We start from the raw sequence: 13,669 nt of genomic DNA on the forward strand, positions 1-13,669 counted from the left end.
GCTATAACGTCGGTTGAAGGGAGAGGCGCCATGGTTGGTGACGAGGATGCGATCGCCGCGGTGCTCAACAGGCTGCGCAGGGCGCAGGGGCAGCTCGCCGGGGTGATCTCGATGATCGAACAGGGCCGGGACTGCAAGGACGTGGTCACACAACTGGCTGCGGTCTCACGCGCCCTGGACAAGGCCGGCTTCAAGATTGTCGCCACCGGGTTGCGCAAATGCCTGACCGGGGAAGCGGCCGACGGCCAACAGCCGATGACCGAAGCCGAGCTGGAGAAGCTGTTTCTGGCCCTGGCTTGATTTGCCAACCGGCGTCAACGACGACGAGATCGGAGGAACTGTGAGTTACGCATTGTCGACCACGCTGCACACCACGTTCGAGGATGCGGTGGAGCGAACCCGAAAGGCATTGGCAGACCAGGGTTTCGGTGTGCTCACCGAGATCGACATGAAAGCCACCCTGAAGGCCAAGCTGGGCGAGGACATGGAGGACTACCTGATCCTCGGGGCGTGCAATCCCCCGCTGGCACACCGTGCGGTCAACGCCGACCGTCAGATCGGCCTGCTGCTGCCCTGCAACGTCGCCGTCCGCGCCGACACCTCGGGCGACGGTGACACGGTGATCGTCGACGCGATGGATCCGCAGATCATGGTCCAGGTCTCCGACCAACCGGGCCTGCGCGAGGTCGCCGACGAAGCCGCTGCGAAGCTGCGCGCCGCAATCGAATCGCTATGAGTTCAGCCATCGACGTCTCCATCATCGAGACCTCCGGGTTGGGAGACCGCAGCTATCTGATCAGCGCCGACGGCACCGCCGTCGTCGTCGACCCGCAGCGCGACATCGACCGGGTGCTCGACCTGGCCCGCGAGCGCGGGGTGCGCATCAGCCATGTGCTCGAGACACACATCCACAACGACTACGTGACCGGCGGACTGGAGCTCTCCCGCGTCACGGGTGCCGAATACGTCGTGCCCGCGGGTGACGACGTGGGATACGAGCGGCGCGCCGTCAGCGACGGCGACACCGTGGACGCCGGCCCGGTCCGGCTGCAGGTGATGCACACCCCCGGGCACACCCACCACCACGTCAGCTACGTGCTGCGCGATGCCGGTGGTTCGGGTGATCCGGTGCTCGGCGTGTTCACCGGCGGATCGATGCTGCACGGCACGACCGGGCGCACGGACCTGCTGGGCGACGAGCACACCCAGGAACTCAGCCACGCGCAGTTCCACTCGGTGCGGCGGTTGGCCGCCGAGCTGCCCGATACCGCCGAGGTGTACCCCACCCACGGTTTCGGCAGCTTCTGCTCGGCCACTCCCGCCAGCGGAGATTCGTCGACCATCGCCGATCAGCGCCAGACCAATCCGGCGCTGACCCAGGACGAGCAGAGCTACGTCGACGAACTGATCGCCGGGTTGGGGGCCTACCCCGCGTACTACGCGCACATGGGTGTCATCAACACCGAGGGCCCCGACCCCGTCGACCTCTCGGTGCCCGAACCGGTGGATCCCGACGAACTCCGCCGCCGCATCGAGGGCGGCGAATGGGTGGTGGACCTGCGCAACCGCACCGCATTCGCCGCCGGACATCTGGGCGGGACGCTGGGCTTCGAGCTGTCGGACAACTTCGTCACCTATCTGGGCTGGCTCTACTCCTGGGGGTCGCCGCTGACTCTCATCGGCGACGACGTCGACCAGATCGCCGACGCCCGACGTGAACTCGCCCGCATCGGGGTCGACAACCTGACCGGGTCCGCCACCGGAGACATCCACGACCTGGCCGAAGGGACGCCGCTACGGTCCTACCGTGTCGCCGATTTCGCCGCGCTGGCCGACGCGATGCAGGCACAGGCGCCGGCGGTGCTCGACGTCCGCCAGAGTGGCGAGTTCGCCGACGGGCACATCGCAGGAGCGGTCAACATTCCACTGCACGAGCTGAGCCGGCGCCTCGACGAGGTTCCCGACGGAGAGGTCTGGGTGCACTGCGCGTCCGGATACCGCTCATCGATCGCCGCATCGATGATCGACCGGGGCGACCGCACGGTGGTCCTCGTCGACGACGCGTTCGACCAAGCGGAGAAGACCGGCCTGGTCAGCTGACGGCGAAGAGCAGGACGCCAACGACGGTGACCGCGAAAACCACTGTGGCGCCGCCCATCAGCAGCACCTCCGTGCGCGGCTCGGCGGTGACGGCCGGACTGTCCCTGATCGCGTGCGACCGCCGGTAGCCCAGGGCGAGCACGAGCAGCGCGAGCAGCGTGGCGGTGACGGCGAGCAGGATCCGACCCGGTCCCAGGGGCCCGTGCTGGCGCAGCAGCACCAGCGCTCCGCCCACGAGAAATCCGAATGAGCTTCGCTCCCAGGACAACAGGGTGCGTTCCGCGGGCAGACCCGGCTTGTCCGGCAGTGGGCGGGGCATCTCAGTACCCGGTCGGTGGCCAGATCACCAGGACCACCAGAACCGCCACGGTCACGAGAAAGATGGCGCCGCCGAGGAGCACCGGGATACGGGTCGGTGGCAGCTCCCCGTCTTGACGCATGGCGGCCTGCACGCGCTGCCAGCGCCGCACGGCCAGCGCGGCCAGCACTCCGCCTCCGGCGGTCAGTGCCACGCTGAGCCCGTGCCGTACGCCGGGAATCCCGAACGACGGTACGAACTGCACGACGGCGATGCCACCGGCGATCAAGGCCAGCGCGGTGCGGATCCAGGCCAGGAAGGTCCGCTCGTTGGCCAGCGTGAAGCGGTAGTCGGGCTCTCCGTCGCCGGGTCGGTGAGGAGCGCTCATCCTGGTGAGCCTACGTCTTTGCGGCCGGTCCCGAGACGGGAAGTCAGCTCGGGACGTTGGCCTTCAAGGTCGCCAGTGCCGCGGTGCTCAACCGGGCCAGTTCACCGGCTTCCCCGTTCTCCAGCGCAGCGCTGAAGAGTTCTGCCATGCGGCGGTTGGTCGCCTGCTCGATCTCGTCGTAGCGGTCCTTCTTGTCCGCGCCGTCGGCGTACGGCTCGGGCCAGCCGAACATCGCCGCGTACTGCGGGCCCTTGTTGAGCATGTGCGCCTCGATCGGTGTCACGCCGGACAGCGACAGCGCGTTGAAGTGCAGCGCGGCACGCAGCTCACGCAGCACGAACATCACCTGCAACGCCCGGGCGGGAGAATCTTCGGCCAGCGGCATCGCCCGCCACCCGACGAACAGCGGCACTCCCCAGTTCGGCGCGGAAGCGATGAGCTTCTCCCCCAGTGCGGCGATCCGGTCCAGTCCGTCCGCACCGGCCAGGTACTTGCGACCGAACTCGGCGGTCTGATTCCAGTAGACCTCCGCTGCACCGGCCGCGCCGCGCACCGCGACGCCTTCGTCCCACATCGCCGCCACCGCAGTGGGTTCGAACACCGCGAACACCGCAGCGACGGTGGCGCCGTTGGCCTCACCCAGAACGCCGCCCCGCCCGGCGATGTAACCAGCCAGCGGGTTCTCGTAACCCGCGGCGACGCTGCCGCCGTAGGTTTCGGGGTGAAGCATGAAGACGGCAACCGCCTGTTCGATGGCGGTACCTGCGGCGGCGACGGATTCGATCAGGTCGGCGTTGCTCATAGAGGGCAGAGTAGCGCCCGGTCCACGCTCATTGTGCGCAGGCGACAAAGTCGCACCTGACCGTTGTCCCCGTGGCCCAAGCCGGATGTCGCGAAACGGACCACCATGAAGGGGCATGGAAAGCCGGCGCCCGAGCGGGCGCCGGCCCAGACCCGATTCACCGCAACCACGTCAACAGGAGGAAGAACAGTGCGCGCGCACGGAGCCAGGGATCAGGACGCGACGACGAGTCGCGGGACTGACGAGACCGGGTGGACGTCGTTCACTCTGGCCGTTCCGCGCTGGCCCCTGCTCGCCCGCCTGCGCGGCCGGCACGCGCTCGTCCGCGCCGTGGATCGAGTGGAAGCCGCGGTGCTGGTGCTGGCGTTCTTCGTGTCGTTGATCGCGCTGCCGGTGGCCGGAGCCGTCGGCACGGCGGCCTACGACGCGCTCAGTCATCGCCACACCGGCTCTGCGGCCACCCAGGCCGCAACGGGCGGAGTCCTGATCTGGGCCGGAACCACCGTCGCCGCTGTCGCCCTGTTTATCGTCACACGCGCACTGTGTGACCGGGTGCGCCAGTCCCGTTGGGACAAGGGTCTTCACGACCTTTCAGAGGAGACATCATGACCGCGATCATCGAATTCGCTTCCACCGCAGGGCCGCAACAGAGCTTAACCGTCTTTGATCAGGGTATGGCGATCGACCGGTGGGAATCCGACGGCGGCGCAGTATGGTTCACCGCACCAGCGTCGCGCCGCCGTCGAGCCGGAGCTGCTGCCCGGTCATGAACCGGGACTCGTCGGCGAGCAGATAGAGCGCGGCATAGGCCGATTCCCACACCGTGCCTCGGCCCATCTTGAGTTTGACCACCTCGTTGTGCCGGGCGGTCGCCTCCTCGGCGTCCAGGCCGAACAACGACTGTGAATCCCTGTTGGCCAGAACGGAATTGATCGGCCCGAGCATCAGCGTGTTGACCCGGATACCCATAGGGGCGTACTGCACCGCGGCGATCTCGGTGATCTGGTTGAGCCCGCACTTGCCCAGCGCGTACGGCATGATGCCGATGTTGAGGCCCAGCTCGTTCTTGACGCTGGCGATCGACGAGATGTTGACGATGCTGCCGGTGGTGTCGCCGGCATTGCGCTCCATACACTCGGCGGCGAACAGATTGCAGTAGTAGCAGCCGAGCATGTTGACGTTGATGCCGCGGTTGAAGTTCTCCACCGTCATCGAGTTCGTCTCGAAGTCGAACGGGGGGTTCGTCGCCACGCTGTAGACCATGCCGTCGACGCGGCCGCTGGTCTGCATCGCCGTGTCGAAGATGCGTCGGCAGTCGTCTTTGTCGGAGACATCCGCCTCGACGGCATACGCGCTGCCGCCTTCGGCGATGATCATCTCGACCGTCTCTTTCACCGCCGCAGGGTTCAGGTCGACCGCGACCACCTCTGCGCCGTGCCGGGCGGCCAGAAGCGAGATGGCCCGCCCGTTGCCCGTGCCGGGACCCGGGCTCTGGCCCGCTCCGACGACGACGACGACCTTGCCCGACAGGTCGAACGCCTTGCGGCCCTGCTGGTCGAAATCAGTTGACATGGTTCTCCTCCACAACATGGATGGCGTGCTCGGGACAGCTTTCGATCGCGTCGGCGACCGAGGATCGAAGTGCTGCGGGAATTTCGGACCGGGTCGCTTCGGCGTAGCCGTCGTCGGTGATGACGAACACCTCCGGGCACGCCACCGTGCAGGCGCCGTGGCCGGCACAGGAATCGTTGTCGACCGTGACTCTCATCTCAGCCGACCGTCACGTGCAGATCGGTGAGCCCGTGCAGGATGTAGGTCGGCACGTAGCGGAAGCGACGGTCCCCGGCGGGACCGTGTGCCTGCTCGTCGATCTGGACGGCCTCGGTCCGCTCCAGCAGGCGCTGAATGAGCACCCGGCCCTCGGCACGCGCGAGTGGCGCACCGATGCAGCTGTGCACTCCCCGGCCGAATCCGATGTGGCGGCGGGCATTTGCCCGGTCGGGGTCGAAGATGTGCGGATCCTCGAAGATGCGTGCGTCGCGATTGGCGGCGCCGAAGTGCACCATCAGCGTTGTGCCGGCCGGGATTTCAACGCCGCCGACCGTCGTGGTCGCCCTCGCCAACCGGAAGTCACCCTTGATCGGGCTCTCGAAGCGCAGGCACTCCTCGATGAAGTTGCCGATGTCGGTCGGGTTTCGGCGCAGACGGGCCTGCAGCGCGGCGTCCTCGGCCAACAACTTGAGCGCTGACGAGAGCAGCCGCACTGTCGTCTCCTGCCCCGCCGAGAAGAGGTTGGCTGCCACCCGCACGACGTCGATAACCTCGGGCGTGGAACCGTCCGGGAAAGTCGCCAGCGCCATCTCGGTCATCACGTCGTCCTGCGGATGAGCGCGTCGCTCCGAGATGTAATCGGTGAAGCGCGTGTACAGGTACTCCAGCGGAGTGTGTGCCATCACGACGTCGTCGTCGGTGCTGCCGAGTGCGTGGTCGCCGGTCAACATCGACGTGAGTTCGACATGGTCTTCTTCGGGCACGCCGAGCAGGTCGGCGATGACCAGCAGGGCGAACGGGCTGGCCACCCTGCCGATGAACTCGCCGCCCCGTCCGGCGAGGAACGGGTCCAGTACCCGGTCCGCCAGCCGCCACATGAACTCCTCGTTCGCCTTGAGCCGCTTGGGGGTGATCAGGCGGGAGAGCAGCGAGCGGTGCGCGGTGTGGGTGGGCGGGTCGAATGACGGGAGTTGGTCACTGAACGGCAACTCGTGGCGGTGCGCGTCGATCAACGCCCGCACCTCGTCCTCGTCTCGGCCTTCGAGGGACACGGGGAAGCCCGGGATGGGTCCGGTGACCGAGTTGCAGGACGAGAACGTCTCGGGGTCACCGACGACGGTCAGCACTTCGTCGTATCCGGTGACGACCACGACGTCGTGCACCGGTTCGCGGTACACCGGGCTCTGCTCGCGCATACGGTCCAGCGCCGGGTACGGGTCGTCGATCAGCGCGTCGTCGTGGAAAAAGTCGAGTTCGTGCACCGTCATACTTTCTTGGACCCTTCGCCTGACCATTCGTACAGCTAACTACTGACCAACCGTACAGGAAGAAGCTGTACGATCGGTCAGTGCAGGCGACTCATGTCAGGCGGTCGACACCGGAGGTGGAAGTGTGAGCGGTGACTCAACCCGCGCCGGCGGGCCCACTCGGCGTCGTCTCATCGACGTCGCGATCGAGCTGTTCAAGCGATACAGCGTCGCCGGCACGTCACTGCAGATGATCTCCGATGAACTCGGACTCACGAAATCCGCCATCTACCACCACTTCCGCACGCGGGACGAACTTCTGACCGCGGTGATGGAACCGCTCATCGCCGAGGTCGCCGAGATCGTGGATGCCGCCGAGGAGCAGCGGACCCCACACGCCCGCGCCGATCACATGCTCGTCGGTTATGCATCCATCGCGGCACGGCACCGCACCCTGATCCCTCTGCTCAGCGGCGACCCCGGCGTCGTCGCACTTCTGCGGACCCGATCGGAGTGGGGTGACCTCGTGCGCCGTCAGCTGGCGTTGTTCTCCGAGGTCGAGCCCGGACTCGGCGGACAGGTGAAGGCTGCGCTCGCCATGTCGGGGATCGCCTCCGCTGCCGGGGTGGATTACGGAGGTGACGTCGACGACGACACTCTGAGGGACCAGCTGATCGCAGCAGGCAGACGCGCGCTCGGATTGCGCAACTCCCGCACCGGCGCGGTCACCGCCCGACGATGAAGTCCCAGTGGCCGGTGGCCGTCGACACCGCGACCGCCGCCGCGGCGATCACCACCGCGCCCGCGATCAGGACCATTTCGGGCACACCGAACGTCGAGGGCCGTGCCCACGTTCGGGTCGGGTACGCGCCGAAACCGCGGGCTTCCATCGCGGTGGCCAGTTTCGATCCCCTGCGCAGCGCGAAGACCAGCAGTGCGAACGCCTGGCCGATGAACCGGCGCAGGCGCGCGTGGTCGGCCACACCGCGCGCCCGGCGCGCGTAGCCCAGATACTCCCAGTCCTGCCGCAGCAGGCCGACCAGACGCATTCCCGCCAACGCGCCGACCACGAACCTGGCGGGCAACCTCATGATCTGCCCGAGACCGTCCGCGAGTTCGGTCGGCGAAACATCGATGAACAGGCACACCGACGGCAGCGCGATCGCCAGCACGCGCAGGAACATCGCCGCCGCGAGCTCGACGGATCCGTCGCTGACCGTGACGAGGAGGAAATGCCAATACACGGCACCGCCGGGTTCGCCGTAGAGAAGGTTGGTCAGCGCGGTCAAGGCCGCCGCGAGGGTGATGAAGGCACCACGGATCAGGAACGCACGCAACGGGATCCGCATCGCGAGGAACAACGGGATCTCCAGTACCAGCGCTGTCAGCGCAGACACCCAGTCCACACTGAGCACCAGGACACCGGCGATCACCAAAGCCGCCAGAAGTTTCGCGACGGGGTTGACGCGGATCATGGGCGCACCGGCGCCGAGAGCTCGATGCGTTCATCGGCGAGGGCGTCGACGAACTCGTCATCGTGGGTCACCGCCACGACAGCGGTTCCCGCGTCGGCGATCTCGGCGAACAGGTAGATGAGTTCCTCCCAGGTGCGGCGATCCTGACCGAAGGTGGGCTCGTCGGCGACGATCACCGCAGGTCGGGTCATCAGCACGGTCGCGACCGACAGCCGGCGCTTCTCGCCGCCCGAGAGCGTGTACGGGCTGCGGTCGGCGAGGTGGTCGAGGCGCAGCCGCGCCAGCAGGTCGTCGATCCGTGCCGAGGTGTCACCCGGGTTGCTTTTCAGGGCCTTCGGCCCCAACGCGAGCTCGTCGCGGACCGTTCCGGTGAGGAACTGGTGTTCGGGATCCTGAAAAACACTCGCGATGCGGGTGAGCAGTTCTCTCGACCGCCACCGCACCGGTTCCGGTCTCTTCGGTGACGGCGCGAATGCATCGGTGCCTTGCAGTGTGCCGCCGCGCGGCGGCAACAGACCGCCCAGTGTCAGCGCCAATGTGGACTTCCCGGAGCCGTTCGGACCGGTGACCGCGGTGATGCGGCCCCGGGCGATCTCGGCGTTCACCCCGGTGCCGACCGGCGGGGCATCCCGATAACCGACGGCGAGGTCTGCTGCGACGAGCAGCGTCTCGGCAGCGACGGTGGGCGCGCGCCGCACGGTGACGGCCGGGCTGTCCGGTATCCAGATTCCCGAGCGCACAAGGTGTTCACGTTCGCCCGCGATGGTCTGTTCGGGTGCGCCGTCGGCGATGACGGCGCCGTCGGCGCCGAGCACCACCACCCGGTCGATGACCGGAAGCCACACCTTGGTGCGGTGTTCGACGACCACCACGGTGGCACCGGTGGACTCGGCAGCGGCGGTGACCGCATCGCGGACCTCGACGACACCTGCGGGGTCGAGGTTCGCGGTGGGTTCGTCGAGCAGGATCAGGCCCGGTCTCATGGCCAGCACACCGGCCAGCGCGAGACGCTGCTTCTGCCCGCCGGACAGCTGCGAAGTCTCCTGCGCCAGTGGCATGTTCAGCCCCACCGCGGCCAGTGCCTCGTCCACCCGTGGCCAGATCTCGCTGCGCGATACCCCGAAGTTCTCCATCCCGAACGCGACGTCGTCACCGACCTGCGACAGGATCACCTGGGCATCCGGGTCCTGGAGCACCATCCCGATGCGTGCCCTCTGCTGGGCGGGCGGGGCCCCGTCGACGAGGAGGCGCCCCGCGGCATGCCCTTCGTCGGCGCCGCCCAACAGGCCGGCGAGCCCCTGCAGCAGCGTCGACTTCCCCGAGCCCGACGGGCCGAGCAGCAGAACCCTCTCCCCGGACCCGATGAAGAGATCGATTTCTTTTGTCGCCCAGCGATTTTGACCGGCGTGCCGCCAGCCCCAGCCCTGGGCTGCGACCTCGGCTCCGCCGCGGCGGGTGGCCGCGTCGGCGGTCATCGGGACTGGCTGCTCGGCACCCTGCCGGAGGCGAAGCGGCTCAGCGCACCGGTCTTGGCGAGCCCGCGGACCACGAACCACGACAGCACCCCGGCCAGCACCGCGCCCGAGACCACCGCCGAACCGGTGTAGATGGCGGCGAACGCGGTGGTCGAGCCCGGGTACCAGAGGATCAGATCGTTGACGGCCAGGGCGACTCCGGCCGCGGCGCCGGCGAGCACGGCCACGGGCAGATTCCACCGCCGGTACAGGAACGCCGCGAACACCAGCTCCGCGCCGAGGCCCTGCACCAGTCCCGACTCGATGGTCAGCACACCCCACTGGTTTCCGACGAGCGCCGACACCGTCGCGGCCACCAGTTCGCCGTACAGCGCCGCGCCCGGCTTCCGGATCACCAGCGCGGTGAGAACCCCGGCGAACAACCAGCCACCACCGGCGAGGGCCTGCAAGCCCGGCAGAACGGCGCCCAGCGGTGCGGCGATCGGATTGGAGGCGACATTCCAGAACACGAACACCAGCCCTGCGGCTACGGCCAGGACGCTGGCGACGACGATGTCGACCACCCGCCACTGCAGCACCGGCTTGCGGTCCTGTTCTGCTGTCGGATCAAGATAATGCTGGTCCACGTGCATCTCCCTACGCCGGCATTACCCGGTCAGGTTCGTACGGTCGACAGCCGGTCAGCCGTCCTCTCAGCGCACTCGGTGTGCACTCCCGTGTGCGTCCAAGCTAGCGCAGGGGGGCACGGGCACGCCAGGGCGGGGTCAGTCCCGCATCGACGCCCACCGCAGCCCGTCGGCGGTCTCGGTGACGACGTAGTCGGCCACCGCGCGCGGATCGCAGCGGGCGATGTACTCGAGTTCCTGTGCCGCCCAGCGGTCCCAATGTGGGCGGTAGAGGTCGCCGTCGCGCGTGAGCGCGCGCTGCTTGCGGACCGCGTCCGGGGTGTCGACCCAGACGCCGAGATCGGCCAGGGCACGGTTGGCCGGCGACAGCGCACCGACGCCTTCGACGATCAGGCGGCGACCGGCCTCGACGACATGCCAGCCGTCGGGTGCGTCCAAGGCCCAGTCCCACCGGCGCCACCGTCCCGGTCGTCCCTCGGAGCGCGGTTCCAGCAGTGCGCTGCCGACGTGTTCGCTCGCCCAGGACAGTCCGTCCCAGCCGGGGTAGATGTCGTCGAGGCGTACCACCTCGCTCGCCGGCCAGCACTGCTGCATCCGGTCGGCGAGCGTGGACTTTCCCGAACCCGACCGACCGTCGACGAGGACGGTGGTGCAGCCGTCGGCCACCATGCGGTCCACCACGGTCTCGATGCTGATCCCGCCGCCCCGCTCAGTACTCATCGAGACCTCCCCGGTCAGTGCTCATTGAGGTAGGTGAGCACAGCCAGCACCCGCCGGTCGCCGTCGGCGGAAAGCGGCAGCTTCGCGAAGATGTTGCCGACGTGCTTGCGCACGGCCGCTTCGGACACGACCAGCCGTTGGGCGATCTGCGGGTTGGTCAGGCCCTGGGCCATGAGACCGAGCACCTCCTGCTCACGTGGTGTCAGCGTCGCCAGAACTCCTCGCCGGCGGGACGCACCCACGAGCGCGACAACGATGTCGGGATCGATGATCGTCGCGCCAGAAGCTATGTCGCGCACCGCATCCAGAAAGTGGCGCACGTGAGCGACGCGGTCCTTGAGCAGATAGCCCAGCCCAGCGCGGCCGGCGTCCTCGGTGCGGTCGAGGAGCTGGTCCAGGGAACCGACCGAGGTGTACTGCGACAGGATCACCACCGGCAGTCCCGGGGTGGCGCGGCGCAGTTCGATCGCCACCCGGATGCCCTCGTCGGTATGGGTCGGCGGCATCCGGACGTCGGTGACCACCAGGTCCGGGTTGTGCGCCCGCACGGCGGCGCGTAGTTCGTCGGCGGACTCGACCGCGGCGCACACCTGGTGGCCGTCGGATTCGAGCACCGTGACGATCCCCGCGCGCAGCAGCGGTGCGTCTTCGGCGAGCACGACGCGTAGTCCGGTCATACCGGGCACCGCATGCCGACCTCGGTGGGGCCACCGGCGGGGCTGGTGACCGTCAGCGTGCCGTTGACGGCCTCCACGCGGGCGGCCAGCGTGGCCAGCCCCCGGCCCGGCTGAATGGTCGCGCCACCGCGGCCGTCGTCTCGGATCACCAACCACCACAACCCGTCCCGGCGGTCGGCGGTGATCGTGACGTGGCCGGCAGATGCGTGTTTGGCGCTGTTGGTCAGCGCCTCGTTGAGAACCAGATACGCCGTGTGCTCGACCGGGCCCGGTAGGCGGGCCGGGATCTCGGTGGCGCCGAAGTCGGCCTCGACGGCCACCGGATAACGACCGATCAGGTCGGTCGCCGCCGCGACCAGGCCGTGCTCGGTCAGCGCCCGCGGCAGGATGCCCAGCAGCACCGACCGCAATTCGGCGGCGATGTCGTCGACCTGGCCGTGTGCGTCGGCGGCGAGGCGCCCGGCGGCCGAATCGCCGTGGGCGTTCTCGGCGATTCCCAGCGTCAGCGCCAGCGCCACCAGACGGTGCTGGACGCGATCGTGCAGGTCGCTTTCGATGCGCCGGCGTTCTTGCTCCACCGCGTCGAGGAGTGCGGTCCGAGAGTGCTCCAACCGGGCCACCTCGCGCTGCAGTGCGTGCGGATCCACCAGTGCCGCAACGGTGATCTGTGCGACCGCCGCCGCATAGGCCCCGACGAGGTACGCCGCCAGGACAAGGAGCGCGATACCGAGGGTGACCGCAGCCCACGCCTCGCCGGAGGAGTCGATCAGCCACAGCCCCACGTTGATCGGCTCACCCGGACGGACCAACCACGGCGCGGCCACCATGACCCCGATCAGGATCGCCGAGAAACCAACCAGCACAACGCCCCACGGGCCGGTGAACATCGCCGTGAGGACCATGTAGCCGGCCTGGCGCAGCGTCGGCAGGCGCTGCTGCGCGCGTGCGGCATTCACGTCGGACCGCGCGCGCTCGGCAGCGGCTTCGTCGATCAGGGACAGTCGCGCGCACTCGATCTCCAGCAGCGGCGCCCACACCGCGGTGCGCGCCGATCGGCTGACCCCCATCACCAGGATCAACGGCAGACCGACGATCAGCACGGTACCGAGGACACCACCGAACACAGTCCACAGCAGGGCCCGCCACGGCCACATCGAGACCAGATATCGCGGCCCGGAGATCATCGCGGCGACCAACGTTCGGGCCGGAGCCTGGACCATCATCTGAGTCTAGAGCGGGCCAACGCGACCGCCGCCACGAACGGTGTCAGACCGATACAGAGCAGAGCCGTGGATTCGTTGACACCGACACGGTCACCCAGGACGTGCAGCATCCCCAGCGCGGCGACGAGGTTGGCGCCGGAGTGCAGCATCGCGCCGGGCCAGACCGATCCGCAGGCCGACCACATCCACCCGATGAGGAACTCCAGCAGTACGCTCAGCGGGATCCACCACACCATGCTCCAAACCGCCTGGGACACAGCCAGTTCCCCGCCGAAGTAGCCCACCCAGGGCAGCGGCCAGTGCCAGATCCCCCAGATCAGTCCCGTCAGAAGTGTGGTGGCGACCGGGCGTCCGGGCACCAGCCTGTCCCGCAGGTATGCCGTCCAGCCGTATTCCTCACCCCAGAAGATCGGTGCGGCGACGAGGCAGACCACAGGTCCGGCGGCGAGGTACGCCCATGCCGCGGCGGGCATGTCGAGTTCGGTGGGCGACCACCATCCCGTGAGGGTCGCGGCGGTCACGCCGATGAGCAGGACCCCCCACGGGATCGTGACTGCGGCCAGGCAGTACGGCCAGCAGGTGCGCAGGTCCAGCCGTAGGCCGGAGTCGGTGAAGCCTTCCCCGGTGATCCACCGCCGCACGATGCACGCGGCGATCGCCGGCACGAAGGCTGCGGTGGCGAGCTGGATCAGCGGGTCGTCGAGCGAACCGCCGAGGGCATGCACCCCGGCCCACGGCAACCAGGCCCCCAGGAACGCCAGGGCGAGGAACCACCGCACGCCTCGATGTCGGGACCGGGGCGGTCCGGGTGCGGTGGGCGGCTCGGCTCGTGTCAGATCCTGCTGTCGGGTCATGGATCCAGTTCAGT

Annotated in this window: 18 protein-coding genes and 1 riboswitch; of the genes, 5 read left to right on the forward strand and 13 right to left on the reverse strand. The window is 68.4% G+C overall.

Translation table 11 applies throughout. From position 1 onward, the window contains the following. The first annotated feature begins 30 nt into the window (after positions 1-30). From DYE23_RS27575 to DYE23_RS27585, 3 genes are read left to right on the forward strand one after another with little or no spacing between them, the layout of a single operon-like run. Positions 31-300: a metal-sensitive transcriptional regulator gene (locus tag DYE23_RS27575; RefSeq protein ID WP_115328662.1), complete on the forward strand. Its 270-nt coding sequence runs from the start codon at positions 31-33 to the stop codon at positions 298-300. 40 nt (positions 301-340) lie between these two features. After that, the gene (locus tag DYE23_RS27580) at positions 341-736 is read left to right on the forward strand and encodes a DUF302 domain-containing protein (RefSeq protein WP_011891881.1); all 396 of its coding nucleotides are present in this window, start codon (positions 341-343) and stop codon (positions 734-736) included. A gap of 8 nt (positions 737-744) precedes the next feature. Then, positions 745-2,100, forward strand: a complete 1,356-nt coding sequence (locus tag DYE23_RS27585; RefSeq protein WP_115329128.1) for an MBL fold metallo-hydrolase — start codon at positions 745-747, stop codon at positions 2,098-2,100. On the opposite strand, the gene DYE23_RS27590 is transcribed toward DYE23_RS27585, so the two are convergent. The 3 genes from DYE23_RS27590 to DYE23_RS27600 are packed head-to-tail and all read right to left on the reverse strand — an operon-like array spanning position 2,093 to position 3,588. Next, a complete protein-coding gene (locus DYE23_RS27590; RefSeq protein WP_011891879.1) occupies positions 2,093-2,419 on the reverse strand; it encodes a DUF202 domain-containing protein in 327 nt (108 codons plus the stop codon). The two genes, DYE23_RS27585 and DYE23_RS27590, sit on opposite strands and share 8 nt — an antisense overlap. Before the next feature lies 1 nt (position 2,420). Further along, the gene (locus DYE23_RS27595) at positions 2,421-2,786 is read right to left on the reverse strand and encodes a YidH family protein (protein WP_011891878.1); all 366 of its coding nucleotides are present in this window, start codon (positions 2,784-2,786) and stop codon (positions 2,421-2,423) included. 43 nt (positions 2,787-2,829) lie between these two features. Beyond that, positions 2,830-3,588, reverse strand: coding sequence for an SCO6745 family protein (locus tag DYE23_RS27600; RefSeq protein WP_041799820.1), 759 nt, complete (start codon positions 3,586-3,588; stop codon positions 2,830-2,832). A gap of 189 nt (positions 3,589-3,777) precedes the next feature. On the opposite strand from DYE23_RS27600, the gene DYE23_RS27605 reads away from it, so the two are divergent. Continuing rightward, the gene (locus tag DYE23_RS27605) at positions 3,778-4,197 is read left to right on the forward strand and encodes a hypothetical protein (RefSeq protein ID WP_011891876.1); all 420 of its coding nucleotides are present in this window, start codon (positions 3,778-3,780) and stop codon (positions 4,195-4,197) included. Positions 4,198-4,305: 108 nt separating this feature from the next. Here the strand turns inward: DYE23_RS27605 and DYE23_RS27610 are convergent, their stop codons facing one another. Genes DYE23_RS27610 through DYE23_RS27620 form a run of 3 tightly spaced genes read right to left on the reverse strand, consistent with a single transcriptional unit; the run spans position 4,306 to position 6,626 of the window. Further along, positions 4,306-5,160 (reverse strand): SDR family NAD(P)-dependent oxidoreductase, encoded by an 855-nt coding sequence (locus DYE23_RS27610; RefSeq protein WP_115328663.1) that lies wholly within the window; start codon positions 5,158-5,160, stop codon positions 4,306-4,308. Further along, the gene (locus tag DYE23_RS27615; RefSeq protein WP_041799818.1) at positions 5,150-5,356 is read right to left on the reverse strand and encodes a ferredoxin; all 207 of its coding nucleotides are present in this window, start codon (positions 5,354-5,356) and stop codon (positions 5,150-5,152) included. The genes DYE23_RS27610 and DYE23_RS27615 overlap by 11 nt, the downstream gene beginning before the upstream one ends. Before the next feature lies 1 nt (position 5,357). Next, a complete protein-coding gene (locus DYE23_RS27620) occupies positions 5,358-6,626 on the reverse strand; it encodes a cytochrome P450 (RefSeq protein WP_115328664.1) in 1,269 nt (422 codons plus the stop codon). Between the two features lie 124 nt (positions 6,627-6,750). Between DYE23_RS27620 and DYE23_RS27625 the strand changes: the two genes are divergently transcribed. Next, the gene (locus DYE23_RS27625; protein ID WP_011891874.1) at positions 6,751-7,347 is read left to right on the forward strand and encodes a TetR/AcrR family transcriptional regulator; all 597 of its coding nucleotides are present in this window, start codon (positions 6,751-6,753) and stop codon (positions 7,345-7,347) included. Here the strand turns inward: DYE23_RS27625 and DYE23_RS27630 are convergent. The 7 genes from DYE23_RS27630 to DYE23_RS27660 form a co-directional block, all read right to left on the reverse strand. Continuing rightward, positions 7,331-8,080 (reverse strand): energy-coupling factor transporter transmembrane component T family protein, encoded by a 750-nt coding sequence (locus DYE23_RS27630; RefSeq protein WP_011891873.1) that lies wholly within the window; start codon positions 8,078-8,080, stop codon positions 7,331-7,333. The genes DYE23_RS27625 and DYE23_RS27630 overlap by 17 nt on opposite strands. Beyond that, positions 8,077-9,555 (reverse strand): ABC transporter ATP-binding protein, encoded by a 1,479-nt coding sequence (locus DYE23_RS27635; protein WP_115328665.1) that lies wholly within the window; start codon positions 9,553-9,555, stop codon positions 8,077-8,079. The genes DYE23_RS27630 and DYE23_RS27635 overlap by 4 nt, the downstream gene beginning before the upstream one ends. Continuing rightward, on the reverse strand, positions 9,552-10,181 hold the full coding sequence (locus tag DYE23_RS27640; protein WP_011891871.1) for an ECF transporter S component: 630 nt from the start codon (positions 10,179-10,181) through the stop codon (positions 9,552-9,554). Before DYE23_RS27640 ends, DYE23_RS27635 begins: the two co-directional genes overlap by 4 nt. Continuing rightward, a riboswitch (TPP riboswitch) is annotated at positions 10,171-10,283 on the reverse strand. It overlaps the preceding gene by 11 nt. Before the next feature lie 36 nt (positions 10,284-10,319). Then, positions 10,320-10,901 carry a nucleoside/nucleotide kinase family protein gene (locus tag DYE23_RS27645; RefSeq protein ID WP_115328666.1) on the reverse strand — a complete coding sequence of 194 codons (582 nt, stop codon included), beginning with the start codon at positions 10,899-10,901 and terminating at the stop codon, positions 10,320-10,322. A 14-nt stretch (positions 10,902-10,915) separates the two neighbouring features. Further along, positions 10,916-11,578 (reverse strand): response regulator transcription factor, encoded by a 663-nt coding sequence (locus tag DYE23_RS27650; protein ID WP_011891869.1) that lies wholly within the window; start codon positions 11,576-11,578, stop codon positions 10,916-10,918. Next, positions 11,575-12,798: a sensor histidine kinase gene (locus DYE23_RS27655; protein ID WP_235660505.1), complete on the reverse strand. Its 1,224-nt coding sequence runs from the start codon at positions 12,796-12,798 to the stop codon at positions 11,575-11,577. The genes DYE23_RS27650 and DYE23_RS27655 overlap by 4 nt, the downstream gene beginning before the upstream one ends. Next, the gene (locus tag DYE23_RS27660; protein ID WP_099962142.1) at positions 12,798-13,655 is read right to left on the reverse strand and encodes a CPBP family intramembrane glutamic endopeptidase; all 858 of its coding nucleotides are present in this window, start codon (positions 13,653-13,655) and stop codon (positions 12,798-12,800) included. Before DYE23_RS27660 ends, DYE23_RS27655 begins: the two co-directional genes overlap by 1 nt. Between the last annotated feature and the right edge of the window lie 14 nt (positions 13,656-13,669).

Source organism: Mycolicibacterium gilvum (genome assembly GCF_900454025.1).
In the GTDB taxonomy this organism is placed as follows: Bacteria; Actinomycetota; Actinomycetes; order Mycobacteriales; family Mycobacteriaceae; genus Mycobacterium; species Mycobacterium gilvum.

What these genes read in the sequence shown, in the direction of transcription:
- DYE23_RS27635 (WP_115328665.1), bottom strand. Translation starts at nt 9,555, where the DNA reads ATGACCGCCGACGCGGCCACCCGCCGCGGCGGAGCCGAGGTCGCAGCC.
- DYE23_RS27650 (WP_011891869.1), bottom strand. Translation starts at nt 11,578, where the DNA reads ATGACCGGACTACGCGTCGTGCTCGCCGAAGACGCACCGCTGCTGCGC.
- DYE23_RS27660 (WP_099962142.1), bottom strand. Translation starts at nt 13,655, where the DNA reads ATGACCCGACAGCAGGATCTGACACGAGCCGAGCCGCCCACCGCACCC.
- DYE23_RS27590 (WP_011891879.1), bottom strand. Translation starts at nt 2,419, where the DNA reads ATGCCCCGCCCACTGCCGGACAAGCCGGGTCTGCCCGCGGAACGCACC.
- DYE23_RS27655 (WP_235660505.1), bottom strand. Translation starts at nt 12,798, where the DNA reads ATGGTCCAGGCTCCGGCCCGAACGTTGGTCGCCGCGATGATCTCCGGG.
- DYE23_RS27595 (WP_011891878.1), bottom strand. Translation starts at nt 2,786, where the DNA reads ATGAGCGCTCCTCACCGACCCGGCGACGGAGAGCCCGACTACCGCTTC.
- DYE23_RS27620 (WP_115328664.1), bottom strand. Translation starts at nt 6,626, where the DNA reads ATGACGGTGCACGAACTCGACTTTTTCCACGACGACGCGCTGATCGAC.
- DYE23_RS27615 (WP_041799818.1), bottom strand. Translation starts at nt 5,356, where the DNA reads ATGAGAGTCACGGTCGACAACGATTCCTGTGCCGGCCACGGCGCCTGC.
- DYE23_RS27645 (WP_115328666.1), bottom strand. Translation starts at nt 10,901, where the DNA reads ATGAGTACTGAGCGGGGCGGCGGGATCAGCATCGAGACCGTGGTGGAC.
- DYE23_RS27610 (WP_115328663.1), bottom strand. Translation starts at nt 5,160, where the DNA reads ATGTCAACTGATTTCGACCAGCAGGGCCGCAAGGCGTTCGACCTGTCG.
- DYE23_RS27630 (WP_011891873.1), bottom strand. Translation starts at nt 8,080, where the DNA reads ATGATCCGCGTCAACCCCGTCGCGAAACTTCTGGCGGCTTTGGTGATC.
- DYE23_RS27600 (WP_041799820.1), bottom strand. Translation starts at nt 3,588, where the DNA reads ATGAGCAACGCCGACCTGATCGAATCCGTCGCCGCCGCAGGTACCGCC.
- DYE23_RS27575 (WP_115328662.1), top strand. Translation starts at nt 31, where the DNA reads ATGGTTGGTGACGAGGATGCGATCGCCGCGGTGCTCAACAGGCTGCGC.